Source organism: Devosia sp. Root105, assembly GCF_001424865.1.
In the GTDB taxonomy this organism is placed as follows: Bacteria; Pseudomonadota; Alphaproteobacteria; order Rhizobiales; family Devosiaceae; genus Devosia_A.
The window spans coordinates 843,115-868,953 of record NZ_LMCR01000012.1 but is presented as its reverse complement, the minus strand read 5'-3'; the positions used below and the strand labels follow the sequence as shown (position 1 = coordinate 868,953).

Annotated in this window: 21 protein-coding genes; 11 read left to right on the top strand and 10 right to left on the bottom strand. The window is 64.8% G+C overall.

Annotation, left to right across the window (positions count from 1 at the left end):
- Positions 1 to 17: 17 nt before the first annotated feature.
- The 5 genes from ASC68_RS12850 to nadC all read right to left on the bottom strand — a co-directional run bounded on the left by ASC68_RS12850 (position 18) and on the right by nadC (position 6,969).
- On the bottom strand, positions 18 to 3,371 hold the full coding sequence (locus tag ASC68_RS12850; RefSeq protein ID WP_082528118.1) for an efflux RND transporter permease subunit: 3,354 nt from the start codon (positions 3,369 to 3,371) through the stop codon (positions 18 to 20).
- Positions 3,368 to 4,594: an efflux RND transporter periplasmic adaptor subunit gene (locus tag ASC68_RS12845; RefSeq protein WP_055879524.1), complete on the bottom strand. Its 1,227-nt coding sequence runs from the start codon at positions 4,592 to 4,594 to the stop codon at positions 3,368 to 3,370. The genes ASC68_RS12850 and ASC68_RS12845 overlap by 4 nt, the downstream gene beginning before the upstream one ends.
- Positions 4,595 to 4,605: 11 nt before the next feature.
- Positions 4,606 to 5,154, bottom strand: coding sequence for a PadR family transcriptional regulator (locus ASC68_RS12840; protein WP_055048456.1), 549 nt, complete (start codon positions 5,152 to 5,154; stop codon positions 4,606 to 4,608).
- A 142-nt stretch (positions 5,155 to 5,296) separates the two neighbouring features.
- On the bottom strand, positions 5,297 to 6,109 hold the full coding sequence (cysQ, locus tag ASC68_RS12835; protein ID WP_055879521.1) for a 3'(2'),5'-bisphosphate nucleotidase CysQ: 813 nt from the start codon (positions 6,107 to 6,109) through the stop codon (positions 5,297 to 5,299).
- Positions 6,106 to 6,969: a carboxylating nicotinate-nucleotide diphosphorylase gene (gene nadC / locus ASC68_RS12830; RefSeq protein ID WP_055879518.1), complete on the bottom strand. Its 864-nt coding sequence runs from the start codon at positions 6,967 to 6,969 to the stop codon at positions 6,106 to 6,108. The genes cysQ and nadC overlap by 4 nt, the downstream gene beginning before the upstream one ends.
- A gap of 221 nt (positions 6,970 to 7,190) precedes the next feature.
- Here nadC and ASC68_RS12825 point away from each other — a divergent pair, with 221 nt between their 5' ends.
- From ASC68_RS12825 to ASC68_RS12810, 4 genes are all read left to right on the top strand, one after another.
- The gene (locus ASC68_RS12825) at positions 7,191 to 9,026 is read left to right on the top strand and encodes an OmpA family protein (protein WP_156387326.1); all 1,836 of its coding nucleotides are present in this window, start codon (positions 7,191 to 7,193) and stop codon (positions 9,024 to 9,026) included.
- A 149-nt stretch (positions 9,027 to 9,175) separates the two neighbouring features.
- A complete protein-coding gene (locus tag ASC68_RS12820; protein WP_055879514.1) occupies positions 9,176 to 9,781 on the top strand; it encodes a TetR/AcrR family transcriptional regulator in 606 nt (201 codons plus the stop codon).
- A 408-nt stretch (positions 9,782 to 10,189) separates the two neighbouring features.
- Positions 10,190 to 10,870, top strand: a complete 681-nt coding sequence (locus ASC68_RS12815; RefSeq protein ID WP_055879512.1) for a PspA/IM30 family protein — start codon at positions 10,190 to 10,192, stop codon at positions 10,868 to 10,870.
- A gap of 42 nt (positions 10,871 to 10,912) precedes the next feature.
- Positions 10,913 to 11,179: a YiaA/YiaB family inner membrane protein gene (locus tag ASC68_RS12810; RefSeq protein ID WP_055879510.1), complete on the top strand. Its 267-nt coding sequence runs from the start codon at positions 10,913 to 10,915 to the stop codon at positions 11,177 to 11,179.
- Between the two features lie 175 nt (positions 11,180 to 11,354).
- On the opposite strand, the gene ASC68_RS12805 is transcribed toward ASC68_RS12810, so the two are convergent.
- Positions 11,355 to 12,761 carry a helix-turn-helix transcriptional regulator gene (locus tag ASC68_RS12805; RefSeq protein WP_055879506.1) on the bottom strand — a complete coding sequence of 469 codons (1,407 nt, stop codon included), beginning with the start codon at positions 12,759 to 12,761 and terminating at the stop codon, positions 11,355 to 11,357.
- A 220-nt stretch (positions 12,762 to 12,981) separates the two neighbouring features.
- On the opposite strand from ASC68_RS12805, the gene ASC68_RS12800 reads away from it, so the two are divergent.
- From ASC68_RS12800 to mce, 5 genes are all read left to right on the top strand, one after another.
- Complete coding sequence (locus ASC68_RS12800) at positions 12,982 to 14,514, top strand: acyl-CoA carboxylase subunit beta (protein WP_055879502.1); 1,533 nt, start codon at positions 12,982 to 12,984, stop codon at positions 14,512 to 14,514.
- Between the two features lie 109 nt (positions 14,515 to 14,623).
- Entirely contained in the window at positions 14,624 to 15,067 is a 444-nt protein-coding gene (locus ASC68_RS12795) for an endonuclease domain-containing protein (RefSeq protein WP_082528116.1), read from the top strand.
- Positions 15,068 to 17,044: an acetyl/propionyl/methylcrotonyl-CoA carboxylase subunit alpha gene (locus ASC68_RS12790; protein WP_055879499.1), complete on the top strand. Its 1,977-nt coding sequence runs from the start codon at positions 15,068 to 15,070 to the stop codon at positions 17,042 to 17,044. It begins immediately after the preceding gene.
- 145 nt (positions 17,045 to 17,189) lie between these two features.
- Positions 17,190 to 19,319 carry a methylmalonyl-CoA mutase gene (gene scpA, locus ASC68_RS12785; protein WP_055879496.1) on the top strand — a complete coding sequence of 710 codons (2,130 nt, stop codon included), beginning with the start codon at positions 17,190 to 17,192 and terminating at the stop codon, positions 19,317 to 19,319.
- Positions 19,316 to 19,741 (top strand): methylmalonyl-CoA epimerase, encoded by a 426-nt coding sequence (mce, locus tag ASC68_RS12780; protein WP_055879493.1) that lies wholly within the window; start codon positions 19,316 to 19,318, stop codon positions 19,739 to 19,741. The genes scpA and mce overlap by 4 nt, the downstream gene beginning before the upstream one ends.
- A 21-nt stretch (positions 19,742 to 19,762) precedes the next feature.
- Here mce and rfbC read toward each other — a convergent pair whose 3' ends face one another.
- Genes rfbC through rfbB form a run of 4 tightly spaced genes read right to left on the bottom strand, consistent with a single transcriptional unit; the run spans position 19,763 to position 23,140 of the window.
- Positions 19,763 to 20,311 carry a dTDP-4-dehydrorhamnose 3,5-epimerase gene (gene rfbC / locus ASC68_RS12775; protein WP_055879490.1) on the bottom strand — a complete coding sequence of 183 codons (549 nt, stop codon included), beginning with the start codon at positions 20,309 to 20,311 and terminating at the stop codon, positions 19,763 to 19,765.
- Complete coding sequence (gene rfbA, locus ASC68_RS12770; protein ID WP_055879487.1) at positions 20,311 to 21,192, bottom strand: glucose-1-phosphate thymidylyltransferase RfbA; 882 nt, start codon at positions 21,190 to 21,192, stop codon at positions 20,311 to 20,313. The genes rfbC and rfbA overlap by 1 nt, the downstream gene beginning before the upstream one ends.
- Positions 21,189 to 22,085, bottom strand: coding sequence for a dTDP-4-dehydrorhamnose reductase (rfbD, locus tag ASC68_RS12765; protein WP_055879484.1), 897 nt, complete (start codon positions 22,083 to 22,085; stop codon positions 21,189 to 21,191). Before rfbD ends, rfbA begins: the two co-directional genes overlap by 4 nt.
- On the bottom strand, positions 22,082 to 23,140 hold the full coding sequence (gene rfbB, locus ASC68_RS12760) for a dTDP-glucose 4,6-dehydratase (RefSeq protein ID WP_055879482.1): 1,059 nt from the start codon (positions 23,138 to 23,140) through the stop codon (positions 22,082 to 22,084). Before rfbB ends, rfbD begins: the two co-directional genes overlap by 4 nt.
- 146 nt (positions 23,141 to 23,286) lie before the next feature.
- On the opposite strand from rfbB, the gene ASC68_RS12755 reads away from it, so the two are divergent.
- Positions 23,287 to 23,739, top strand: a complete 453-nt coding sequence (locus tag ASC68_RS12755; RefSeq protein WP_055879480.1) for an RbsD/FucU family protein — start codon at positions 23,287 to 23,289, stop codon at positions 23,737 to 23,739.
- A gap of 398 nt (positions 23,740 to 24,137) precedes the next feature.
- Positions 24,138 to 25,772, top strand: coding sequence for an extracellular solute-binding protein (locus ASC68_RS12750; RefSeq protein WP_055879477.1), 1,635 nt, complete (start codon positions 24,138 to 24,140; stop codon positions 25,770 to 25,772).
- Positions 25,773 to 25,839 lie beyond the last annotated feature (67 nt).

Genomic DNA, 25,839 nt, shown 5'->3' with positions numbered 1-25,839 from the left:
TTGTCGTGTTGTTCGGCTTATTCGGCAGCCTGGCGGCTGACCACCGTGACGCCGTCCTGCTCGGTTTCGACGAGGCCCGAACCTTCGGTCTTGATGAACCGCTTCGAGCTGTCGATGTCGGCCGGGATCTCGACCGTCTCGCCTTCCGGCGTGACGGCGGTGTGCTTGCGCCCACCGAAGATCGCCCGGAACGGCCAGGCGATGGCGTTGCCGATCGCTCCGAACACCGCACCGAACAGCCGGCCGATCCAGCCCTGGCGGATGACGCTCGGCGCGGTGATCATCACCGGCACCATCACCAGGGTGAGGGCGGTCGAGACGAACAGGCCCGAAACCAGGGCTGCCGACAGGTGGGTGAACCACGAACCAGCAAGGCCGCCCCAGACGATCTCGCGCCGGATGAAGTCGAACTCGACGTTCACCGCCATCGGGATCACGCCAAGCGCCGTGACCGTAGCGGTGAGCAGCACCGGCCGCACGCGCTGGGCAGCAGTGATCAGCATCGCCTTGGTCGGCTCCACCCCATCACCACGGTTGTAGTGGTTGTAGGTGTCGATCAGCACGATACCGTTCTTCACCACGATGCCTGCCAGCGCCACGATGCCGAGGCCGGTCATGATCGCCGAGAAGCTCATCCCGGTGATGGTCATGCCCAGCATCACGCCGGCGAGCGACATGACCACGGTCGAGAGCGTCACCAGCACCTGGTAGAAGCTGTTGTACTCGAGCAGCAGCACCAGGAAGATGATGAACAGCGCGGCTGCCAGTGCCTGCATGATGAAGGCATTGGTGTCGCCGATCTGCTCGTCGGCACCGCCGAAGGCGATCTTGGTCGTCGCCGGGATGTCCTGCGTCGCAACCCATTCCTTGAGCTGGGCGATTTTGGCATCTGCCGCCACGCCCGGTGCAAGGTTCGCCGCCACGCCCATGACGTAGACGCCGTTCTTGCGGCTGATATTGGCGACCTTCGGCACAGCTTCGCGCTTGATGAAGTTCGACACCGGCACCAGACCCTGGGCCGTGACGATCCGCAGCGAGTCGAGGCTGTCGAAGCTGCGCTCATCGAGCGGCAGGCGGACGCGGATATCCAGTTCGTCATCGGCGTCATCCGGCCGGTACGAGCCGAGCTTCACACCCGAGGTAACGAGCTGCACATAGGGTGAAAGTTCACGCACGCCGATGCCGTACTTGGCCGCGGCTACGCGGTCGATCGTCACTTCCCAGTCGATACCGGGAGAGGGACGGCCGTCTTCCACGTCGATGGTGTCGCCGAGCTGGTTCTCCACATAGTCGCGCAGCTTGGTGACCACCGGCGTCAGGTCGGAATAGACCGTGCTTTCGACCGTCAGGTTGATCGCCTTGCCGGCCGGCGGGCCGTTTTCCTGCGCCGCGATCTGCACTTCGAGGCCCGAGATATCCTTCACCCGGTCACGGATGTTCTGGAAGATCTCGGTGGCTTTGACGCGCTCGTTCCACGGCTGCAGCTGCAGGTTGAACTGCCCGATGGTGTCCGGCGGACCGCCGCTCGAGAAGCCGTCGCCGCCACCACCCGAGAAGGTCATGATCGAGTCCTGCACGCCCTGCACCTGCAGGATCTGCGTCTCCACCTCGGCCAGCATGTCGCGGATCTCGATCGGCGAATAGTTGCCGCGGGCGATCACGTTGACCGTGCCGAACTCGGCCTCGGAAGCGGGGAAAGCTTCCATGCCGGTCGGGTTGGCGATGTAGGCATAGAACATGAAGCCGACGACGGTGAAGCCCGCCAGCAGCGACAGGATCGGATGCCGGATCAGGTGCTGCAGCGTGCGCACATAGATGCCCGTCGGCCCCTTCACCTTCTTCACATCGAACTTGTCCGGGTACATGACGACATCAGCGGCTTCCTTGGCCTTGGGGTCGACATGGCTCGAGGCGATGATCGCGCCGATCACCGGCATGAACACCAGTGCCGACAGCAGCGAGGCGCACATTACCACGATCACGATGATCGGCAGGTAGCTCATGAACTTGCCGATGATGCCCGGCCAGAACAGCAGCGGCACGAACGCGCCCAGCGTCGTGAAAGTGGCCGAAACCACCGGCACGAACATCTTGCGCGCCGCGAGGATGAATGCCTCCTTCTTCGAGACACCCTCCTGCAGCTTTCGTTCTGCGTACTCCACCACCACGATTGGATCGTCGACGAGCACGCCCACCGCCAGCACCAGGCCGAACATGATCATCATGTTGATGGTCATGCCGAGCATCTGCACGATGAGGAACGCGATCATGAACGAGATCGGGATCGACGTACCGATCATCAGGGCAGGGCGGACACCGAGCGTCGCGACGCAGGTGACCATCACCAGCGCCACAGCAGTCAGCACCGCGGCTTCGAGCGAGCGGAACAGGTTCTTGGTGGTGTCGGCCTGATCGATCAGGAAGCTATGCTGGATACCGGCCGGCCAGTCCTTGACGAACTCGGTCGTAACCGCGCGCACCTGATCGGAAACATCGATGACGTTGGTCCCGAGCTCCTTGATCACCCCCAGGGTGATCGCTGGCTGTCCGTTGACGTGAGCGTACTGGGTCGCGTCCTGGAACGTCCGGGTGATCGTCGCCACGTCGCCGAAGGTGACGACATTGTCGCCATCCGCCTTGATCGGCAGCGAGTAGACATCCTGCGCATTGGTGATGAGGCCCGGCACTTCGACGTTGAACGAACCGCGGCCGGTGTCGAGCGTACCGCCGGGCACCACCATGTTGTTCTTGGCCAGTGCATCCAGCAGTTCGCCGGCCGTGAGGTTATAGGCCTCGAGGCGGCTCATATCGATGGTCACCGCCAGCATCTCGTCGCGCGACCCGGAAATGGTAACGCTCTGCACGGTCGGGATTTCTTCGAGCCGGTCCTGCAGATCCTTGGCGCTCTGCACCAGGGCCCGCTCCGGCACGTTGCCGTAGAGCGCCACCGAGATCGAAGGCTGGTTGGTGAACGAGATCTCCGTCACCGACGGCTCCGTCGCGTCCTCGGGAAGTTCCGAGGCGACGCCGTCGAGCTTGGCGCGGATGTCCGCCAGCGCCTTGTCGCTATTGGCGTTCACGTCGAACTCGAGGAACACCGAGGCATGACCGGTCGTTGCGGTCGAAGTGTAGTTCTTGAGTCCGTCGATGTCTTTGACGCGATCCTCGATCGGCTTGGCCAGCAGCCGCTCCGCGTCACGCGGAGAGACGCCGGTCTGGCTGGTCGAGACGTAGAAATACGGGATGTCGATGGCCGGGAAGCTCTCCTTGGGCAACGACATGTACGCGCTGAAACCGGCGAACAGCAGCAAAGCCATCACCGTCAACACGACCCGCGGCATGCGCAGGACGCGTTCGAGGAAATTCATCATGAGTGCACCCCTTCAGCGGCGGTCTCGGCCTCAACCGATTCCGGCTTGCCCGTAACGTTGGTCGCGTTGACCTTCTGACCCGGCACGACATATTCCTGACCCATCGTGATCACATCGACCGTCGGGGGCAGGCCCGTGACCCAGACGCCCTCGCGGGAGTCCGAGATGATCGTCACGGGGTAGAACTCAACGACGCCGTCCTTGACCGAGCGGATACCGAGCGTGCCCTCGTCATTCAGCGTCAGCACCGACTGCGGCAGCAGGTGCGCCGGCACCGTGCCCATGGTGACCGTGGCCGTCGCCGTCACGCCCGACAGCACCTTGCCGTCGGCGTTCGGGATCTCGATCTCGACCGGGAACGACCGCGTGGCTTCGTCGGCGAGCGAGGCAATGTAGCTCACCTTGCCCTCGACCTTCTGGCCGGTCACCGTCTCGACGCTTGCCGCCAGCCCCAGCTCGGCGCGCGCGATGCGGGCCTCAGGCACATTGGCGACGAACAGCATCGGGTCGAGTTCGACCACCGTGGCGCACGGCTGGCCGGGGCTCAGCACGCTGCCCACCGTCGCCACCGGATCCTGCACGATACCGGCGACCTTGGTGGTCACCTTGGCGCGGTCGAATTCCTGCTTGGCCTGATCGAACGCCGTCTGCGCCTGCCGCAGGGCGGCCTCCGCGACGATGCCCGTATTGTTGGCGGCGAGACCCTTGTCGCGCAGCGCCTTGTTGGAGTCGTAGGCATTCTGCGCCTGCGCCAGCGCGGCCTCTGCCTGCGCCACCGCGGCTGCCCGCGTACCCTCTTCAAGCGTGCAGATGATGTCGCCGGCCTTCACCGCCTGGCCCTTGGTGACGTTCACCGCTGTCACCACGCCCGAAGTCTCGGGGGTGATGCTGGTCACGGTCTTGGCCTTGGTGCGGCCGCGCAGCGGCACTTCCACCGGCATGGCCTGCATCGCGTAGGTTTCGGTACGCACCGACTGGGCCGGCGCCGAAGCGCCGCTGCTCTCGGCGACGCGCTCGGCAATCGTCAGCGCCGGATCGACCGCGCCCTCGGCGACGTGATGCGTCGTCTCGGCGCCCTCGGCGTCCTTGCTGAAGAACGAGACAATCGGCTTTTCGCCGTTACCGGGGCCATTGCCGCCGGCCACAAAAACGCCGCTGCCGAGCCACAAGGCCCCGGCAATGACAATGGCGCCGGCAACGCCGTAAGAAACGATCGCACGCATTCTGATACCCTCTATTCCGCTGCTGCAGCGTCGTCCCTATCGGGACGGGCCAGCGCTATCAGTTCATCCCCGTGCGCCTCGATGTAGTCACGAGCCGCCTGCATACAAGTCCGCCCGTAATCGATGACCCAGGCGTCTCCGGGGTGGTTGTGTTGTTGCTTGAGCCGGTCGAAGTCGGCGAGCGTCGCGTCGATCTCGACGATTCGTTCGTTCAGCCGCTGCTCGACCAGCGATTGCGGGAGTTCCGAGGCGAAGCGCAGGAACAGCAGAAACTCGCTGCGGAACTCGTCTTCGCCAAGCTTCTCGAACATCGACTGAATGAACGCAGCGCGGCCGGCCGCTGTGATCGAATAGATCTTCTTGGCGGGCTTGCCGTCCTGCTGTTCAACGCGCGCCGTGACCAGCTTTTCCTGTTCGAGGCGCGCAAGCGACGGATAGATCGCCCCATAGCTGGCGTCGATGAAATACGAATACTCCCCTTCAACGGAGAGCTTTCGGATCTCATATCCAGTCGCGTCGCCATCATAGAGGATGGCAAGGCAGATGGTTCTGACGTTCATTGGCTTCCTATCCGGCTGGTATATAACGGACCAGCATATGCCGGGCCTATATATGGAGCCGGAAAAAAGCGCAACAAGGGCTGGAAGAGGGGCTGCCATGCATTTTCTTCATGGCCAACCGTTTGAATACTAACGGTTTCCGTCAGGCGCCGGTAAACCGCAGCATCTCGGCAAGGGCCCGCAAGGCCAGTTTCTCGCTGGCTGCGGCCACGAACCAGGCATTGAGGAACTTGTCGTCCCGGTGTCCGCAGGTGAGCGGCAACCCGTCCATTCCCAGTACCACACCACCCGCAGCTTGCAGCACTGCCTGCCCCGCTGCGGTGTCCCATTCCGAAGTTGGGGTAAATCGCGGGTAAAGCTGTGCGGCGCCTTTGGCCAGCAGGCAGAACTTCAGCGACGAGCCGACCGACACGTCCTCAGCCACCTCGAGTGTGTCGCAGAGTTCGGCCAGCGCGGCATGTCCGTGTGAGCGGCTTGCGACAATGCGCAGCGGATGCTCGGCCTCGGCCACCTGCAGCGGCTCGACGCCCTCGACACTGCCGCCAACGACGCGCCCGGCAAACGCCCCATCCGGCCCGCCCCAGTAAATCTCGCCCGTTGCCGGCGCCAGCACGACGCCGCTCACCGGATGCCCATCCTCGCAATAGGCGATGTTCACGGTGAACTCGCCGTTGCGCTTCAAGAACTCCTTGGTGCCGTCGAGTGGGTCGACCACGAAGTAGCGCGCCCCCAGCTCGGGGATCCGTCCCGCCGCCACGCTCTCCTCGGCCAGCACCGGCAGGCCGGTCTCAGCGAGGGCCTCGAGGATGATCGTCTCGGCCCGCTGGTCGGCCTCCGTCACCGGCGAGCCGTCGGCTTTCTCCATTGCCACCACCGGGCGTTGGTAGACCTCGAGGATCACTTCGGCTGCCGCGATCGCGGCGCGGTTCATCAGTTCGGCAAGTGGCATGCTCATTGGATTTCGACATCCAGTCCGAGGTCCAGCGGCCTGGCGCCCATGGTGATCTGGCTCGATGAGATGTAGTCGACCCCGGTCTCGGCGATGCCGCGTACCCGCTCCAGCGTCACCCCGCCCGAAGCCTCGAGCCGCGCCCGTCCCTCGTTCAGCTTCACTGCTGCCCGCAGCAGCTGGTTATCCATATTGTCGAGCATGACGATCGTCGCGCCGGCCTCCAGCACCTCGGCCAACTCGTCGAGGCTGGTCACCTCGATCTCGATCGCCACCAGATGCCCCGCGGCCGCTCGCGCCGCCCGATAGGCCTTGCCGGCCCCGCCCGCCACCGCGATGTGGTTGTCCTTGATCAGGATGGCGTCGCTCAATGCGTAACGGTGGTTCGCGCCGCCGCCGCAGCGCACCGCATATTTCTCGAATGCCCGGAGCCCCGGCGTGGTCTTGCGCGTGTCGCAGATGCGCGCCCCGGTCCCGGCCACTGCTTCTACAAACTGATGCGTATGTGCGGCGATGCCGCTGAGATGATTCAGGAAATTGAGCGCCGTGCGCTCGCCGGCCAGCAACTGCCGTGCATCGCCCGATACGACCGCGACGATATCGCCCTTGCTCACTGAGGACCCATCGGTCAGCTGCGGATCGAACGACACGGCGCCACCCAGTTGCCGGAACACCTCGAGCGCCACCGGCAACCCGGCGATTACCCCGGCCTCGCGGGCCGAAAGCGTGGCGGTCGCCTGTGCGCCCGCGGGGATCGTCGTCTGTGAGGTGAGATCGCCTGCAAGCCCCAGGTCTTCAGAAAGGGCGCGACGGACCGCATCCTCGACGAGGGCAGGGGGCAGGGCGCCGATAAGGGTGTCGCGCATGTCTGGGCTCTGGTGCTGGCGGCGAGCGGTTTACGCGACCGAGCCATCCCGCGCAATGCCGCCACGTCCCCGCGACCAATATCTCCGTGTCCGGAACAAATGGCGCTCACACTCGTTGGGTCCCCTGCGCCAGTTCAGGGCGGGTTGGCTGTTGCATCACAAGAAGAATGGAGAAAACAATGCAGCTCAAGCGCTTATTGCTTACCACCACGAGCCTTTGCATGCTCTCGCTGCTCCCCCTCACTGCCCTGGGGCAGGATGCGGGGCTGACAGCGGCCTACAATGCCTATGTCGAAGCCCAGAGCGGCGATGACGCCGACGCCAAGGCTGCGGCCGAAGCAGCCTTCCTTGCCGAATGCCAACGCATCGGCGCACCCGACCTGCAACAATGTATCGCCATCGCCACTGGCGCCGCGAAAGTCGAGCAGCCTGCGCCGCCCGCCGAAGAAGCCGCGCCACCGGCTGAAGAGCCCGCGCCGCCAGCCGAGGAGCCAGCGGCTCCTGCTGAAGAACCGGCACCTCCCCCGGCTGAGGAACCGGCCGCTCCGGCTGAACAGCCTGCTCCAGCAGAGCCGGCCCCGGCTGCTGAACAACCCGCCGAGCCGCCTGCTGCCGAACAGCCCGCCGCTCCCGCGGAGCAGCCTGCCGCTCCCGCGGAGCAGCCTGCAGCTCCCGCTGAACAGTCGCCGGCCAGCGATCCGGCACTGATCGCCGCGTTCGAGGCCTACGTCTCCGCCGGTTCCGGCGGTGATGCCAACGCCAAGGCTACCGCCGAGGCCGCCTTCCTCGCCGAATGCAACCGTCTCGGCATCCAGTCGCTCGACGAGTGCCTGGCGCTGATGGGCGGTGCGCCGGCTCCGGCCGCACCTGCCGAACCCGCAACGCCCGCCGAACCGGCCCAGCCGGGTGAGCCGGCGCAGCCGGGCGAGGCTCCGGCGACCGACCAGTCCGGTCAGCCGCTCGAAGTGGTTCCCGATCAGGAGACGCCTGACGCGCCGGCCGCCCCGGTGCTCGACAGCGCCAAGGATGCTGCGGAGGCCGGCGCCGAACAGCCCGCTCCTGCCCAGCCGCCTGCCGCCGAAGCTCCGCCGCCGGCAACCGATGCCGAGGCCCAGACCCAGGCACCGCCGCCGGCCGAGGAGGTTGAGGCGGCCGTCGCTACCGAGGGCAAGCGCGTCGACCAGCTCCCGGCACCGGAAGCGCCGCCTGCCGCTCAGGAGGCCAAGAAGGATGGCGACCGGCTGATCATCAACATCGGCATCCACATCGACATCTTCACGCCGTACAAGGATCGCGACCGCATCGGCCGCGGCGATGAGGTCTACTATGAGGAGCTCGACAACGGCCGCTATCGGCAGACCGTCATCCGGTCGGATGGCACGCGTGTTGTGACCGTATGGAACCGCTATGGCGAAATCATCCGCCGCGTGAAGGTGCTGCCCGACGGCACTCGCATCATCCTGGTCTTCTCCCCCGATGACCGTCGGGACGACGACTGGCGCGATCCGGGCGACGAGCTGCCGCCGTTCTACCTGCCGATCCCGGTGGACGACTACGTGCTCTACAGCGAGCGCTCCGACGAGGCCGATATCGAGCGCTTCCTCAGCGAACCGCCGCTGGAAAAGGCCGCCCGCGTCTACACCGTCGATGAAGTGAAGCGTTCGGCCCGTATCCGCGACACCGTCCGCCGCGTCGAGATCGGTGACCTGACCTTCGAGACCGGCTCGGCCCAGCTCGGCCGCGATCAGGTCGGCTCGCTCGGCAAGGTGGCCGAAGCGATGAAGAAGATCCTTGCCCGCAACCCCGGCGAGACCTTCCTCATCGAGGGTCACACCGACGCGGTCGGCTCGGACGAATCCAACCTCGTCCTCTCCGACGAGCGCGCCGGCACCATCGCCGACCTGTTGACCGAGTTCTACGACATCCCGCCGGAGAACCTCACCACGCAGGGCTATGGCGAGCGCTACCTCAAGGTCGAGACCGACGGCGCCGAACGGGCCAACCGCCGCGCCACCGTCCGCCGCATCACCTCCCTGGTCTCCGGCGGCCAGAGCTGACCGAAGCACCTACGGTGAAAGTATGGAACCCGCGCTCCGGCGCGGGTTCTTCTTTGAGCGAGGCGGTAGAGAGGCAGGCTCTCGGTGTCCGCCATAGACAAGCCACGCTCCTAAGTCTAATTGAACGTCGTTCAGTTCTGGAGTTGCCCATGGCCCGCCGTGCCGACCATTCGAAGGAGGAGCTTGCTAGCCTCGTCGTCAACACCGCAGAGGAACTGATCGCCGAGGAGGGGATCGACGCCTTCTCGGCCCGCTCGCTGAGCCGCGCCATCGGCTACACCGCCGGCACGCTCTACCATCACTTCAAGGATCTCGACGACATCGTCACCCAGGTGAACACCCGCACCCTGGTGGGCCTTGCACGCGCCTTCGCTGATGCGACGCCCTCCGACGATCCGCGGCAGATGCTGCACAATTACGCCGATGCCTTCCTCGGCTACATCACGTTGAAGCGAAATCTCTGGAACGCCCTGTTCGAGTTCCGCCGCAAGCCCGATCAGCCGGTGCCGCCCTGGTATGTCGAGGCCATCGCCTCGCTGATCCGCATCATCGCCCAGTGCTTTGCCGATATCCGCCCCGACCTCGACGACAAAGCCGCCCGCCAGTCCGGCCAACTGGTCTTCGCCTCGATCCACTCCGTCGTCTCGCTCGACAGTTCGGGCCGCCTCAACCTGATCATGGACCGCGACATCGGCAAGGTCGTGCATGAGCTCGTCGACATGAACATCCTCGCCTACACCCACCGCACGAAGTAGGCAGGTCTCCGCCAATGCCAGCGTCACCTCGGTGAAGGCCCAGGTGCCGGGCCTATCGGCGAACTTGCCACCAGACAGCGCCCCAAACTCGTGTCATCCCTGCCAATGCAGGGATCCAACTCACCACCTGCACCAGCTGATGGATGGGTCCCAGCTTTCGCTGGGATGACAGCCGGTGGGTGGGCGCGACCATAACTTAGCGTATACGGGTGAAGGCCGGAAAACCCACTCCGCCATCCCCTGTTTCTACACCAGAAGCCGCCGCAACCCATTGAATCCGTTTAACCTCATCTTTCGCCTAAACACCGTTCAATTTATGACTTGAACGCCGTTTAAAATCCTGTATGTTGATCCTCGTGAACAGCGTTCAATTAAACGCCGACACCAACCGAAGGGAGACGTACTGCGATGTTGAACGTTCTGAAGACCCTGTTCCGGGGCGCCTCGGCCCGCGCCGAAGAGCAGCTCACCGACCATTTCGCCATCGACCTCATCGAACAGAAGATCCGTGAGTCCGAGGGGGCATTGTCGCTCGCCAAATCGACCCTCGCCGCCCTGATCATCCGTCAGCGCAACGAGACCCAGACGCTCAGCCGCCTCGAGACGCAGATTGACGATCTCGAGACCCGGGCCCGTCAGGCGCTGGCCGCTGGCCGTGAGGATCTTGCCGCTGACGCCGCGACCGCCATTGCCAACCTCGAAAACGAGCGGGCCGTGCGCCGCGATACCCTCGATCAGCTCGCCAACCGTGTCGCCCGCACCCAGGCCTCGGTGGAGAAGGCGAACCGCCGCATCATCGACCTGCGCCAGGGCATGATTTCGGCCCGCGCCGCCGATGCTGAACGCAAGGCGCAGAAGTCGCTCAACCGCTCGATCGGCGCCACCAGCTCGATCCGCGAGGCGGAGGAGCTGATTGCCCGCGTCGTCAACGGCCCCGATCCCTTCGCCGAGAGCGAGGTGCTCGACGAGATCGACGCCGGCCTCAGCGAGAAGGGTATCCGCGACCGCCTCGGCGAAGCCGGCTTCGGCGACAAGACCAAGGTCCACGCCGACGACGTGCTCGCCCGCCTCAAGTCCACCAGCCTCTGAGCCGCAACCACAAACGCATTCGAACCAAAGGGAACCACCGAAATGAACGCCGACAACAACCAAGTCTACATCATGTTCAACGCCGCCGGCGTCGCCGCCGCGCTGTTCCTCCTGTCGCTGTCGCTCTGGCTCGCGCCCGTCGACATCTCGACCAAGGGCTACTGGGGCATGGGCATCGTGCTGCTGATGGGAAGCCTCGTAAACCTCGTCAAGTACCGCACCGATGACCGCAACGCCCGGGATGTGGTGCGCCAGCTCGAGCAGGCCAAGAACGAGAAAATCCTCAAGGACTACGTCGGCAACCAGTGATCCCCAGGGTCATTGTAGTGATCCCAGTCACCGCCGACGAGAAAGCCCCGGGCCAGTGCCCGGGGCTTTTGTTTCGAGTTGGCGGGAGAAAGCGAAAACTTGGGCTTAGCGCAGCTAAGTCCTTAGTTTTTGCCAGAGTGGTGCGGAGCCATCGTGCCTGAAGCCCCCACCAGCTTCACCCCAGTCGATACGGCACCACTTCGCGTCGGTCGACATCGATCTCCAGCCGCGCATCCATCGGCGGCACCGAGCGCTGGATGCAGTTGGTCCGGGGGCAGATCCGGCAACTGATCCCGATCGGCTCGAAGCCGCGGGAGAGGTCAAGGTCCGCCGCATAAGTGAGCTTGCTCGCATGCGCCACCTCGCAGCCCAGCGCGTAGGCATAGCGCCGCACCGGTCCGCGAAACCCGCCAGTATGCTTTTCTTCCGACCAGGCTAGACAGAGGTACCGATTGCCGTCCGGCGTCTCTGCCAGCTGCCGCGCGATCCGCCCATTATGCTCGCCGAATACCCGGTGCACATTCCAGAGCGGGCACGCGCCGCCGAAGCGCGGGAACTGCAGTGGCGTTGCCGAGTGCCGCTTGGTGATCGTCCCCGCCGCGTCCACCCGCGCAAAAAAGAACGGCACGCCGCGCGCCCTGGGCCGCTGCATGGTCGAGAGCCGATGCCCGACCTGCTCCATCGACGCGCCGAACTCGAACGCCAGTTCCTCGACGTCGTAGCCAGTGCGATCCGCCGCCGCGAGGAACGCTCCATACGGCATCTGCAATGCCCCGGCGAAGTAGTTGGCCAGTCCCAGCCGGCAGATATCGGCCGCCTGCCGGGTCTTGAACTCCGCCCCGGTGACGATCTCGTCGATCAGTTCCGCCTGTTCGATCAGCGCCAGCTGCACGCCAAGCTGGAAATACTGCGTCGCTGGCGCCAGCCTCCCGTTCAGCACGATGGTGCGCGACGCCCGCTCGAACCGCCGCAACTGGTCCGGCGAGTTCGGCTCCTCGAACACTACCGAAACCCGATGGCGTGTTGTCAGGTAGTTCGCCAGTCGCTCGAGCCGCCCATGCAAGGCGAGGCCGATGCTCGCCGCCAGGTTCTCGGCAGCCAGATCAAGCGGATCGATATAGTTGTTGGCGTAGTGGAAGAAGTCGCGGACTTCCTCGTAGCTGGTTTGCAGGCCGGGGCCGCCGACCATCGCCGCGTCCGCCCCCATCAGCCGCTCGTTTGCCTTGCGATAGGCCTCGTAGAGCCGCAGCATCGCCCGCGCCGTATCGGGTGCGCTGGCCGCCACCGACTTGAGCTCGATCAGCCCCGGCGCTGCCTCGCCGAACAGCGGGTCGGCCATCGCTTCACGCAGGTCGGCCAGCACCCGGTCGGCCCCTTCCGAGGTCAACTCCCCGAGGTCGAGCCCGAAATTCTCGGCAAGCGTCAGCATCAGCGAAGCCGTCAGCGGCCGCTGGTTGTTTTCGATCTGGTTGAGATACGACACCGAGATCTCGAGCCGCCGCGCCAGCTCGCGCTGCGTCAGCCCCGCCTTGGTGCGCGCCGCCCGCACCCGAGCTCCGGCGAAGATCTTACGGTCGGCCATTCGCAAGTTCGCAATTTCACAGTTTGCAACTTTGCAGAATTAGCAGGTCCGCACATTCCTGTCTCTCGTCGCTTCGTCGGACCGTGTAAGCTGGCGATGGGCTTGGAGCGTTTTCAGGAAAAGTTGCAGACTTTTCCGGTTCGAAAGCGCGACCAACAAAGAAGACTTGGAGCATTCGCCGTTCGCCAGAACGGTGAATGATCAACGCTCAGGGGACTCCATGCAAAAGATCATCGCCGCACTCGACCAGCGGCGCAATGAGGCCCGTCTCGGCGGCGGCCAGAAGCGCATCGATGCTCAGCACAGCAAGGGCAAGCTCACTGCCCGTGAGCGCCTCGAGGTGCTGCTCGATCCCGGTTCCTTCGAGGAATACGACATGTTCGTCACCCACCGGGCGGTGGATTTCGGCATGGAGCAGAACATCATCCCGGGCGATGGCGTGGTTACCGGCTGGGGCACCATCAATGGGCGCCTCACTTACGTGTTCAGCCAGGATTTCACCGTCTTCGGCGGCTCGCTCAGCGAAACGCACGCCCAGAAGATCTGCAAGATCATGGACCTCGCCGTGCAGAACGGCGCGCCCGTTATCGGCCTTAACGATTCCGGCGGCGCTCGCATCCAGGAGGGCGTCGCGGCCCTTGGCGGCTATGCCGAAGTATTCTGGCGCAACGTCCAGGCCTCCGGCGCCATTCCGCAGATCTCGGTGGTGATGGGCCCGACGGCGGGCGGCGCGGTCTATTCGCCTGCCATGACCGACTTCATCTACATGGTGAAGGACACCTCCTACATGTACGTGACCGGCCCGGACGTGGTGAAAACCGTCACTTCCGAGATCGTTACCCACGAGGAGCTCGGCGGCGCCTCGACCCACACCAAGGTTTCGTCGGTCGCCGACGCCGCCTTCGACAATGACATCGAGACCCTGCTCGAAGTCCGCCGCCTGTTCGACTTCCTGCCGCTGAGCGCCGCCGACAAGCCGCCCGTGGTCGCCGTCAACGACAGCATCGACCGTGCAGAGCCCAGCCTCGATACGCTGATCCCGGACAGCGCCAACAAGCCATACGACATGCGCGAGGTGATCCTCAAAATCGCCGACGAGGGCGATTTCCTCGAGATCCAGAAGGACCATGCCGGCAATATCCTCGTCGGCTTCATCCGCCTCAACGGTGGGACGGTGGGCGTCGTCGCCAACCAGCCGCTGGTTCTCGCCGGCTGTCTCGACATCAACTCGTCGAAGAAGGCGGCGCGGTTCATCCGCTTCTGCGACGCCTTCTCGATCCCCATCCTGACCCTGGTCGATGTCCCCGGCTTCCTCCCCGGCGTCGCCCAGGAATATGGCGGCATCATCAAGCATGGCGCCAAGCTCCTCTTCGCCTATGCCGAAGCCACCGTCCCCAAAGTCACCGTGATCACCCGCAAGGCCTATGGCGGCGCCTATGACGTGATGGCATCGAAACACATCCGCGCCGACGTCAACTACGCCTGGCCCACCGCCGAAATCGCCGTGATGGGCGCCAAGGGCGCGACGGAAATCCTCTACCGCTCCGAACTTAGCGACAAAGACAAGATCGCCAAACGCACGGCCGACTACGAAGCGAGGTTCGCCAACCCATTTGTCGCGGCGGAACGCGGCTTCATCGACGATGTGATCATGCCGCACAGGACGAGGCGAAGGGTGGCACGAGCGTTCGAAACGCTGAGGAACAAGAAGGCGGTGATCCCGCTGAAAAAGCACGGGAACATTCCGCTGTGAGGGGCTTGGTGCCAATCACCGGCCGCGCCCCGCGCGTCTCCCTCCCCCGTTGCGGGGAGGGATCAAGGGTGGGGGGAGCCGCACACTCGACGGCGGAGGCAAGGCACCCATGAGCACCGAGCTCGCCCGAAAGCTCCGGCGCAACCCGCCCGAACCCGAGCGCCGTATGTGGGCAATCCTCTTCCCGCTGCGACGCCAGGGTTACAACTTCCGCCGTCAGGCCCAGATCGGCGCCTACTATGCCGACTTCGCGTGCCGCCATCCGGCAATAGTGATCGAAGTCGATGGCGAAACGCACACGACCGACCTTGCCCAGACAAATGACGCGACACGCGACGACTATTTCGCTGGGCGCGGCTACCGCGTGCTGAGGTTCTGGAACAACGATGTTATGGAGAATGCAGAGGGTGTCTACCTGACCATCGCAGCGGCACTTGCCGAGATATCCAGCGTAGCTGCTCCCCCCACCCTTGATCCCTCCCCGCGACGGGGGAGGGAGTCGACTGCCAGCTCCGGCGCCAGGCAGTCGGATCCCGACAGGACCACCCCCTGAATGTTCTCCTCCCTCCTCATCGCCAATCGCGGCGAGATTGCCTGTCGCGTTATCCGCACCGCCAAGCGGCTGGGCATCCGCACCATCGCGGTCTACTCCGACGCCGATCGCGACGCAGTGCACGTCAAGCTCGCTGACGAGGCCGTGCACATCGGTGGCTCCGCCGCCCGCGACTCTTATCTCTCGATCGACAAGATCGTTGCGGCCTGCAAGCAGAGCGGCGCCGAAGCGGTACACCCCGGCTACGGCTTTCTCTCGGAGAATCCCGCCTTCGCCGCTGCCCTCGAGGCCGAAAACATCATCTTCGTCGGCCCGCCGGTGAAAGCCATCGAGGCGATGGGCGACAAGATCACCAGTAAGAAGCTGGCTGCCGCGGCCGGTGTCTCCACCGTCCCCGGCCATATGGGCCTCATCGCCGATGCCGAGGAAGCCGTCACCATCTCGCGCTCCATCGGCTATCCGGTGATGATCAAGGCCTCGGCCGGCGGTGGTGGCAAGGGCATGCGCATTGCCCACAGCGATGCCGAAGCCCGCGAGGGTTTTGAGCGTTCGAAATCCGAGGCCGCGTCAAGCTTCGGCGACGACCGCATCTTCATCGAGAAATTCGTCACCGAGCCGCGCCACATCGAAATCCAGCTGATCGGCGATCAGCACGGCAATGTGCTGTGGCTCAACGAGCGCGAATGCTCGATCCAGCGCCGCAACCAGAAGGTGATCGAGGAGGCGCCGTCGCCTTTCCTCGATGCCGCCACCCGCAAGGCCATGGGCCAGCAGTCTGTCGCCCTCGCCAAGGCGGTGGGCTACACCTCGGCCGGCACTGTCGAGTTCATCGTCGACAAGGATCGCAACTTCTACTTCCTCGAGATGAATACCCGGCTGCAGGTCGAGCACCCGGTCACCGAACTGATCACCGGCCTCGACCTGGTCGAGCTGATGTTCCTCGCCGCCGCGGGCGAAAAACTGCCGCTCACCCAGGCTGATGTCGGCATCAATGGTTGGGCCATCGAGAGCCGCATCTACGCCGAGGACCCGTTCCGCAATTTCCTGCCCTCCACCGGTCGGCTCACCCGCTACAGCCCACCAGCCGAGGAGGCCTCGCCCGAACTGGTGGTCCGCAACGATACCGGCGTTGCCGAAGGCGGCGAGATTTCCACCTTCTACGATCCGATGATCGCCAAGCTCTGCACCTGGGCCCCGACTCGCACCGAAGCGATCGACGCCATGGAAGTGGCGCTCGACGAGTTCGAGCTCGAAGGCGTCGGCAACAACATCCCGTTCCTCTCGGCTGTCATGGGGCAGGAGCGCTTCCGCTCCGGCCGCCTCACCACCGGCTACATCGCTGAGGAATTCCCCAACGGCTTCAGTGGCGTAGCGCCGGACGCGGAATCTCTGACGCATCTGGCGGCGCTCGCCTGCTGCTCCGCCTTCGCGCTCGACAAACGGCTCTACCCGACGACGCCCGAACCGCGCGCCGTCATCATTGGCGCCGAGCGCTGGGACTTCTCGGTCCGTGCCGACGGCATCGAGTATTGGCTGACCGCGCCGGACGGCAAGAAGCTGCTGGTCGAAAGCGGCTGGAAGCCCGGCAACAGCCTTTGCATCGCCCGCGTCGATGGGCGCCTGCACCACGTCAAACTCGATCGCGTCACCGGCGGCTTCCGCTTGCGCTGGCGCGGCGCCGATCTCGTCGCGAAAGTGCTGCTGCCGCACGTCGCCGACCTGATGCCGCTGATGCCGATGAAGGTGCCGCCCGACCTATCGAAGTTCCTGCTCTGCCCGATGCCCGGCCAGATCGTTCGCATCGACGTCGCCGAAGGCGATATCGTTGAAGACGGCCAGACCCTCGCCATTGTCGAGGCGATGAAGATGGAGAACGTGCTGAAGGCGGAAAAGCGCGCACGGATCAGCAAGGTCCGGGTCAAACCCGGCAGCGTGCTGGCAGTGGACGAAGTTATCCTGGAGTTCGAGGCGGTATGAGCCAGGTGCTGACTGCTCCCTCCCTCCCAACCTCCCCCGCAAGGGGGGAGGTGCCGTTCAGCGCAACAGTCTCGATGGTGCCCCATGCACCAGCGGGCACCCTCCCCCTCGCGGGGAGGGGTGGGGAGGGGGGAGGGGAGCCCCGATGACTGGGAAACCCATCTTCGCCGACTGGTCAAAACTCGCCCGGAAAGACCTTCGCGACACCCCCGTGGAGTCGCTGAACCGCGACTACGGCGATCTCCCGATCAAGCCGGCTTACTTCCCGGAAGACGCCGCCGCCGATCCCGGCGTTCCCGGCGCCGCGCCGTTCACCCGTGGCGTCCGCGCCACCATGTACGCCAACCGCCCCTGGACCATTCGGCAATATGCCGGCTTCTCCACGGCGCGCGAGTCCAACGACTTCTATCGTAAGAACCTCGCTGCCGGGCAGAAGGGCCTGAGCGTCGCCTTCGACCTCGCCACCCACCGCGGCTATGACAGCGACCATCCACGGGTGACCGGTGATGTCGGCAAGGCCGGTGTCGCTATCGACAGCGTCGAGGACATGAAGGTGCTGTTCGACGGCATCCCGCTCGATCAGATGAGCGTGTCGATGACCATGAACGGCGCGGTGCTGCCGGTGCTCGCGATGTTCATCGTCGCGGCGGAAGAGCAGGGGGTGAAGCAGGCGCAGCTCGACGGGACCATCCAGAACGACATCCTCAAGGAGTTCATGGTCCGCAACACCTACATCTACCCGCCGGCGCCGAGCATGCGGATCGTCGGCGACATCATCGCCTATACCGCCGAGCATATGCCCAAGTTCAACTCGATCTCGATCTCGGGCTACCACATGCACGAGGCCGGGGCGACGGCGGTGCAGGAGCTGGCCTACACCATTGCCGACGGCATCGAGTATGTCCGCTCGGCGCAGGCGCGGGGTCTCGATATCGATGCCTTCGCGCCGCGGCTGAGCTTCTTTTTCGGCATCGGCATGAACTTTTTCCTCGAGGTGGCAAAGCTCCGTGCCGCCCGCACCCTTTGGCACAAGTTCATGACCCAACTGGGCGCCAAAGACGCAAAGTCATTGGTGCTGCGCACCCACTGCCAGACCTCCGGCGTGTCGCTGACTGAGCAGGACCCGCACAACAACATCGTCCGCACCACCATCGAGGCCCTCGCCGCCGTGCTCGGCGGCACCCAGAGCCTCCACACCAACTCCTTCGACGAAGCCATTGCGCTGCCGACGGAATTTTCGGCGCGCATCGCCCGCAACACCCAGTTGATCCTGCAGCACGAGAGCCGCGTCACCGACGTCGTCGACCCGCTCGGCGGTTCCTACTACATCGAAGCCCTCACCGCCGACCTGGTGGAGCGCGCCAGCGCCTTGATTGCCGAGGTGGAGGCTCAGGGCGGCATGACCGCCGCCGTCCAGGCCGGTACCCCGAAGCTGGAGATCGAGAAGGCCGCCGCCCTGCGCCAGGCCCGCGTCGATCGCGGCGAGGATGTCATCGTCGGCGTCAACCGCTACCGGCTCGAGAACGAAGCGCCGATCGCTATCCGCGAAATCGACAACAACAAGGTGCGCGACGAACAGGTCGCCCGCCTCGCCGAAATCCGCCGCGCCCGCAACCCAGACGCCGTGGTCGCTGCCCTCATGTCATTGCAGAAAGAGGCGAAGTCCAACGGCAACCTGCTCGCCGCCAGCATCGCCGCCGCCCGCGCCCGCGCCACCCTGGGCGAGATTTCCGCTGCCCTCGAGCAGGTCTTCAACCGCCACTCGGCGATCACCCGCGTCATCTCCGGCGTTTATGCGGAAAGCTATGCCGCAGATCCACAGTACGCCCAGCTCACCAGCCGAATTGCCGCATTCAGAGACAAGGAAAAGCGCTCGCCGGCGCTGTTCATCGCCAAGATGGGGCAGGATGGGCATGATCGTGGCGCCAAGGTCATCGCCACCGCCTTCGCCGATCTCGGTTTCACCGTCCATATGGGCGACCTGTTCGAGACAGCCCCTGAGGTTGCCGACCACGTCGCCGAGCTGAAGGTCGACGCCGTCGGCGTTTCCTCCCTCGCCGCCGGCCACAAGACGCTGGTCCCCGAGCTGATCGGCGAACTCCGGGGCAGGGGGCTCGGCGACGTCACCGTCATCGTTGGCGGTGTCATTCCCGAACAGGACTATGACTTCCTGCGTGAGGCCGGTGTGGCGGAGATCTTCGGCCCCGGCACCAACGTGCTGGAAGCCGCGTTCTCGGTGCTGAACCAGATCGAGGGAAGGCTGAGTAATCGATGATCGGCAGGCTCAACCATGTCGCCATCGCCGTCCCGGATCTCGCCGCCGCTGCCGCGAAATACCGCGACCTGCTCGGCGCCGACGTGCATCATCCGCACGACCTGCCCGAGCACGGTGTTACCGTGGTTTTCGTCCAGCTCGAGAACACCAAGATCGAACTGATGACCCCTTTGGGCGAGAACTCGCCGGTCGCCAAGTTCCTCGCGAGTAATCCTTCGGGCGGCATGCATCACGTCTGCTACGAGGTGCCTGACATCGCCTCGTCTATCCGCACGCTGGTCGAAGCCGGCGCCCGTGTGCTCGGTGACGGCAAACCCAGGATCGGCGCCCACGGCCTGCCGGTGGTGTTCCTTCACCCCAAGGATTTCGACGGCACGCTGATCGAGCTCGAAGAGGTGAAGCCGGAGCTGCAGCCGGCGTAATCTGTCGCAGGCTCGCCTGCCTCAGTCGCCTCGAGTGGCGGCCGCCAGACTCGGCGCCGCCGCATCCTTTCGCGAAACCACCGGAGCCCCGGTCAATGGCCACGCCACGGCGATCTCCGGATCATCCCAGCGGATGCTGCGGTCGCTCGCCGCGTGCCAGAAATCGGTGGTCTTGTACAAGAACTCGGTCCCATGCTCGAGCGCCAGGAACCCGTGCGCGAACCCGGCTGGGATCCAGAGCTGCTTGCGGTTCGCCGCGCTGAGTTCCACCCCCGCCCATTTGCCGAACGTGGGCGAACCCTCGCGAATATCCACGGCGACGTCGAACGCGGCGCCGGCGAGCACGCGCACCAGCTTGCCCTGGGCGTGCGGCGGCAGCTGGTAGTGCAGCCCGCGCAGCACGCCCTTGTGGCTGATCGAGTGGTTGTCCTGCACGAAGTTGCCGTCGAAACCAGTCGCCTCGCGGAACCTGGCCTCGTTGAAGCTCTCGAAGAAGGCGCCGCGCTCGTCCTCGAATACGCGCGGCTCGAACACCATCAACCCATCGATGTCCAGTCGCTCGACGTCCATCAGCCTCGCCCTTCGCGCAGCAGCGCCATGAGATACATGCCGTAGCCGCTCTTTCTAAGTGGCTGTGCGAGTCGCGCCAGCGCTTCATCGTCGATCCAGCCGTTACGCCAGGCGATTTCCTCCGGGCAGGCGACCTTGAAGCCCTGCCGCTTCTCCAGCGTTGCGATGAACTGCCCAGCCTCGAGCAGTGAGTCATGTGTACCGGTGTCGAGCCAGGCAAAGCCGCGGCCCATCCGCTGTACATTGAGGGTGCCACGCTCCAGATAGAGGCGGTTGAGGTCGGTGATCTCAAGCTCACCGCGCGCCGATGGTTTCAGGCTCCGCACCAGCTCGACCACTTCGGCGTCGTAGAAATAGAGCCCGGTCACGGCGTAGTTCGATTTGGGGAGCTCAGGCTTCTCCTCGATCGAGATCGCCGCACCGGCATGGTCGAACTCCACCACGCCATAACGCTCGGGGTCGTTCACGTGATAGGCGAACACCGTCGAGCCCTGCGCCTGCCGGTCGGCGACTTGCAGCAGTTTTGTCAGGTCATGGCCGAAGAAGATGTTGTCGCCGAGGATCAGCGCCGAGGGGCCGCCGCGGACGAAATCCGCGCCGAGGATGAACGCCTGCGCCAGCCCGTCCGGGCTCGGCTGCACCACGTAGCTCAGTTCCATCCCCCATTGCCGGCCGTCGCCGAGCAGGGTGCGGAACCGCGGCAGGTCCTCCGGCGTCGAGATCACCAGCACTTCGCGCATGCCGCCGCTCATCAGCGTCGACAGCGGATAGTAGATCATCGGCTTGTCGTAGACCGGCAGCAGCTGCTTGGAGACCGTCAGTGTCGCGGGGTGGAGGCGCGTCCCGGCGCCGCCGGCGAGAATGATGCCGCGGCGCGTCATCGGGTGGTCTCCGGAAGCAGGGTATCGAGCGTTCCCAGCACGTCGGCTTGCCAGTCGGGCAGCTCGATGCCGAGCGCGCTACGCAGCTTGTGCGTGGAAAGGCGCGAATTGTGCGGCCGCCTGGCCGGTGAGGGGAAGGCGCTGGAAGGTACCGGCAGCACTCGCTCCGGGCGCAGCTTAAGTGGTACGCCCCGCCGAGCAGCTTCGCCGATGACGTAGCTTGCATAGCCGTGCCAGCTCGTCTCGCCTGCCGCGGCAAGGTGGTAGATGCCGCGGGCGAGCGGGCGGTCGTGGGCGATCTGCGCCACGGCTCGGGCCGTTACCTCGGCAATCAGCCGGGCGCTGGTCGGCGCCCCAACCTGGTCGTCGATCACCCTGAGCTCGTCACGGCTTTGCGCCAGCCCCAGAACTTTGGCGACGAAGTTGCTGCGACCCGGCGCGTGCACCCAGCTGGTCCGAAAGATCAGGTGCTTGCCGTCCGCCTTGCCGATCGCCTGCTCGCCGGCGCGTTTGCTTGCGCCATAGACGTTGAGCGGCGCCGTCGCATCATCCTCGACATAGGGTCCTGGCTTCTCGCCATCGAACACGTAGTCGGTGGAGTAGTGGATCAGCCAGGCATCGCGTTCTGCCGCCGCGCGGGCCAGTGCGGCCGGCCCATCGGCATTCACCAGCTGCGCCAGCTCGGGTTCGCTCTCGGCCTGGTCGACGGCGGTGTAGGCGCCGGCATTGACGATCACGTCCGGCTGCTCGCGGTCGACGACCCTCGCCAGCCCTTCCGGGTGTGCCAGGTCCGCGCCCTCGCGGCCGAACGCAACGATCGTACCGAGCGGGGCCAGCAATTGCGTCAGCGCGGTGCCGACCTGGCCGTCGCGTCCCAGGATCAGCAGTCTCATCCGTACTGCCTCGCCACCCATTCGCGATAGGCGCCATTGGTCACGTCGGTAACCCAGGCTTCGTTGCCAAGGTACCAGTCGACGGTCTTCGCCAGGCCCTCCTCGAACACCACTGCGGGGCGCCACCCGAGCTCGCCGGCAAGCTTGGTGGGGTCGATGGCGTAGCGCCGGTCATGCCCCGGCCTGTCGGTCACATGAGTGATCTGCGCTGCGTAGCTCGCGCCATCGGGCCGCGGTCGCCTGGCATCGAGCAACGCGCAGATGGTCCGTACCACCTCGATATTGGTCTTCTGGTTGTCGCCGCCGATATTGTAGGTCTCGCCCGGCGTGCCGGCCTCGAGCACCCGGCGCAGTGCCGAGCAGTGGTCGCCGACATACAGCCAGTCGCGCACCTGCAGCCCATCGCCATAGATCGGCAAAGCCTTGCCGTTCAATGCGTTATGGACGATCAGCGGAATCAGTTTCTCAGGAAATTGCAGCGGCCCGTAATTGTTCGAGCAGTTGGTAACGATGGTCGCGAGCCCATAGGTTTCGCCATAGGCCCGCACCAGGTGGTCGGATGAGGCCTTCGACGCCGCATAGGGACTGTTCGGCTTGTACGAATTGGTCTCGGCGAACGGCGCCTCGTCGCGCGCCAGCGTGCCATAGACCTCGTCGGTCGAGACGTGGAGGAAGCGGAAATTCCGCCGCTTCGTCTCCTCGAGCCCGGTGACATAGGCCTTCACTGCCTCGAGCAGGTGCAGCGTCCCCATCACATTGGTCTCGAAGAACGGCGCAGGGCCGGAGATCGACCGGTCGACATGGCTCTCCGCGGCGAAATTAATGACGGCCCGCACGTCGTGTCCGCGCAGCAATCGGCCGACCAGGGCGCCGTCGCCGATCGAGCCGCGCACGAACTGGTGTCGGCTGTCGCCGGCGAGCGACGTGAGGTTGGCGAGGTTGCCGGCATAGGTCAGAGCGTCAAGCGTCACCACCGGCTCATCGTTGGCCGCCAGCCAATCGAGCACAAAGTTTGAGCCGATGAAGCCCGCGCCGCCGGTCACCAGGATCGTCATCGTTTGGTCGTCCCCTTTCGCTGGCGGACCTTAGCCGCAATGCCCATGATCTGCTACCGCGGTGCGCTGGGGAGATCGGGGCGGCAGTCGGGGATGCACACCTGGTGTCCGCATGCTAATCAGCCTCATCCTTGGAGGAGGAAACCATGCTCAAGGGGCTCGATCCCGTTCTGAATGCCGACGTGCTGCATGCGCTCAAGTCCATGGGCCACGGCGACGATTTGATCATCGCCGACATGAATTTTCCCTCGGATTCGATTGCCCGCCAGACCGTCTACGGCAAGCTGCTGAAGCTCGAGAATGTCACTGCCGGCCGTGCGGCCGAGGCGATTCTGTCGCTGATGCCGCTCGACAGCTTCGTGCCGCACCCGGCTTTGCGCATGGAGATCGTCGGCAAGCCCGACGAGGTGCCACCGGTGCAGCTCGAAGTGCAGGCGGCGATCGACAAGGCCGAGGGCAAGCCCTCGCCGATGGGCTCGATCGAGCGCTTTGCCTTCTACGAGGCAGCCAAGCACTCCTACGCGGTGATTCAAACCGGCGAGCGCCGCTTCTACGGCTGTTTCATCCTCAAAAAGGGTGTGCTGCCACCCGAGGCCTAAAGCGCTTTCAGGAAAAGTTGCAGACTTTTCCGGTTCGAAAGCGTGACCAGCAAAACACCTGGAGCGCCCATCGAGCGAGCAAAGCCGGGAGGCGCTCCTGCCGAAATAGTGCATTCACTGGTGAAAGCATTCACTACTCACTGATGAATGCAACCCCCACTTTGTGCGCTGCAGGGGCTCCGAGGTCTCGCCAACATGTTGACTTCTAACATGTTAGCTCCATACCATTCCTCAGCATCCCGCATATAAGGGAGCGCTCCCTGGGGAGGGACGTCGGCAGGGGTTGAGGGACTTGGGTTGCGCCGTGGCGCGGCCCGACCTGCACGTTCAGTTTCCCATCGAGCGCCGGCGCGGAGGCGACAACGCCGCTGGAAGCGGCGCTTTGAGGGAGAACAGACGTGAAACTCGAACTCTACAACCGGATTGCGGCCATCCAGGCCAGCCGTCGCAGCTTCATGAAGGGTGCGGCCGCGCTCGCCGCCGGCACTGCGCTCAGCAGCACCTTCGCCGGCCGCGCCTTCGCCCAGGACAGCGTGCGCGCCCAGATCCTGCAGATCCCCGGCGTCGGCAAGGGCTCGCCCACCGATGCCGACTGGCAGAAGGTCGGTGAACTCTGCCTCGCCGCCACCAAGGCCAACGTCGCCGAGGGCGAATTTGCCGGCGTCGAGCTGACCTTCATGGGGCTCAACAACCAGAACCTGCATAACTTCCTGTTCCGCGGCTTCCTCAAGCCGTGGGAGGCCTATACCGGCGCCAAGATCAACTGGATCGACCTGGCCCAGGCCGACTACAATCCGCGCCTGCAGCAGTCGATCGCCACCGGCACCGTCGATTTCGACATCGTCGAGATGGGCGCGCCCTTCGAGGGCGACACCGCTGGCAAGGGCCTGCTCGACGAGATGCCCGACTGGGTCGCGACCCAGATCGAGGCGGACGATCTGGTGAACTATCTCAAGGCGCCGGTCGGCACCTGGGACGGCAAGACCTACCGCATCAACATCGACGGCGACTGCCACACCTTCGCCTACCGCAAGGACTATTTCGGCGATGGCTCGATCAGCGGCATGGCCGACGTGCCGACGCACTGGGAAGATTTCCCGGCGCTGGCCACCGCTCTTACCGGCAAGAACGATCCGATCACCGGAACCCCGGCCTACGGCTTCATCGATCCGCTGAAGTATCAGTGGGGTGGCTTCGGCTTCTATTTCCTCGAGGACCGCGCGGCCGCTTATGCCAAGCATCCGGACGATCCGGCCTGGCTGTTCGACCCCGACACCATGAAGCCGCGGGTCAACAACCCGGCCTGGGTGCAGGCCATCCAGGATGTGCTCGACCTCGTGAAGGCCAACGCCTATCCGCCTGATCAGCTGAATGCCGACCCGAACGCCACTGCCTTCTCGCAGTTCCTCGGCGGCACCGGCGCGGCCCTCACCTGGTGGGGCGATGTCGGCTCCAACGCCCGCACCTCCGATACCTCGGTGGTCGGCGATGTGGTCGGCTTCTCCATCAACCCCGGCGCCAAGAAGGTCTACAACTCCAAGACCAGCGCCTGGGAGGAGAAAGAGAACTTCGCTCCCAACATGGCCTATATCGGCTGGGGCGTGTACGTCACGAGCCGCGTCTCCGGCGACGAGAAGAAGCGCAAGGCCGCCTGGTCCGCCGCCGCACATCTGGGCGGCAAGGACATCTCGCTGTGGACCGCGGCCTATCCGTCGGGCTTCCAGCCCTACCGCAACTCGCACTTCCAGTACGATGAGTGGGTGGCTGCGGGCTACGATCGCGCCTTCGTCGAGGATTACCTCGGCTCCAACCTTGACAGCTACAACCACCCGAACGCTGCCATCGAGCCCCGTATCCCCGGCATCTTCCAGTATTACTCGATCGCTGAGGACGAACTGGTGAAGGGCATCAACGGCCAGTACGCCGGTGCCCAGGAAACCGCCGACGCTATCGCCGCCGCCTGGGAGAAGATCACCGACCAGATCGGTCGCGACAACCAGATCAAGCTCTACAAGGCATCGCTCGGCATGTAGCACCGCGTATGGCGTGATTGACAATCCACGGCTGGTGGCGGACCGTCACCAGCCGATTTAGTTCGGA

Excerpts from the sequence above, each read along its gene's own strand:
- ASC68_RS12845 (WP_055879524.1), bottom strand. The coding sequence starts at position 4,594 with ATGCGTGCGATCGTTTCTTACGGCGTTGCCGGCGCCATTGTCATTGCC.
- ASC68_RS12795 (WP_082528116.1), top strand. The coding sequence starts at position 14,624 with ATGAGCACCGAGCTCGCCCGAAAGCTCCGGCGCAACCCGCCCGAACCC.
- rfbC (WP_055879490.1), bottom strand. The coding sequence starts at position 20,311 with ATGGACGTCGAGCGACTGGACATCGATGGGTTGATGGTGTTCGAGCCG.
- rfbD (WP_055879484.1), bottom strand. The coding sequence starts at position 22,085 with ATGAGACTGCTGATCCTGGGACGCGACGGCCAGGTCGGCACCGCGCTG.
- mce (WP_055879493.1), top strand. The coding sequence starts at position 19,316 with ATGATCGGCAGGCTCAACCATGTCGCCATCGCCGTCCCGGATCTCGCC.
- ASC68_RS12790 (WP_055879499.1), top strand. The coding sequence starts at position 15,068 with ATGTTCTCCTCCCTCCTCATCGCCAATCGCGGCGAGATTGCCTGTCGC.
- cysQ (WP_055879521.1), bottom strand. The coding sequence starts at position 6,109 with ATGAGCATGCCACTTGCCGAACTGATGAACCGCGCCGCGATCGCGGCA.
- ASC68_RS12840 (WP_055048456.1), bottom strand. The coding sequence starts at position 5,154 with ATGAACGTCAGAACCATCTGCCTTGCCATCCTCTATGATGGCGACGCG.
- ASC68_RS12755 (WP_055879480.1), top strand. The coding sequence starts at position 23,287 with ATGCTCAAGGGGCTCGATCCCGTTCTGAATGCCGACGTGCTGCATGCG.
- rfbA (WP_055879487.1), bottom strand. The coding sequence starts at position 21,192 with ATGACGCGCCGCGGCATCATTCTCGCCGGCGGCGCCGGGACGCGCCTC.
- ASC68_RS12800 (WP_055879502.1), top strand. The coding sequence starts at position 12,982 with ATGCAAAAGATCATCGCCGCACTCGACCAGCGGCGCAATGAGGCCCGT.
- scpA (WP_055879496.1), top strand. The coding sequence starts at position 17,190 with ATGACTGGGAAACCCATCTTCGCCGACTGGTCAAAACTCGCCCGGAAA.
- nadC (WP_055879518.1), bottom strand. The coding sequence starts at position 6,969 with ATGCGCGACACCCTTATCGGCGCCCTGCCCCCTGCCCTCGTCGAGGAT.
- ASC68_RS12805 (WP_055879506.1), bottom strand. The coding sequence starts at position 12,761 with ATGGCCGACCGTAAGATCTTCGCCGGAGCTCGGGTGCGGGCGGCGCGC.
- ASC68_RS12810 (WP_055879510.1), top strand. The coding sequence starts at position 10,913 with ATGAACGCCGACAACAACCAAGTCTACATCATGTTCAACGCCGCCGGC.
- ASC68_RS12825 (WP_156387326.1), top strand. The coding sequence starts at position 7,191 with ATGCTCTCGCTGCTCCCCCTCACTGCCCTGGGGCAGGATGCGGGGCTG.
- rfbB (WP_055879482.1), bottom strand. The coding sequence starts at position 23,140 with ATGACGATCCTGGTGACCGGCGGCGCGGGCTTCATCGGCTCAAACTTT.
- ASC68_RS12850 (WP_082528118.1), bottom strand. The coding sequence starts at position 3,371 with ATGATGAATTTCCTCGAACGCGTCCTGCGCATGCCGCGGGTCGTGTTG.
- ASC68_RS12820 (WP_055879514.1), top strand. The coding sequence starts at position 9,176 with ATGGCCCGCCGTGCCGACCATTCGAAGGAGGAGCTTGCTAGCCTCGTC.
- ASC68_RS12815 (WP_055879512.1), top strand. The coding sequence starts at position 10,190 with ATGTTGAACGTTCTGAAGACCCTGTTCCGGGGCGCCTCGGCCCGCGCC.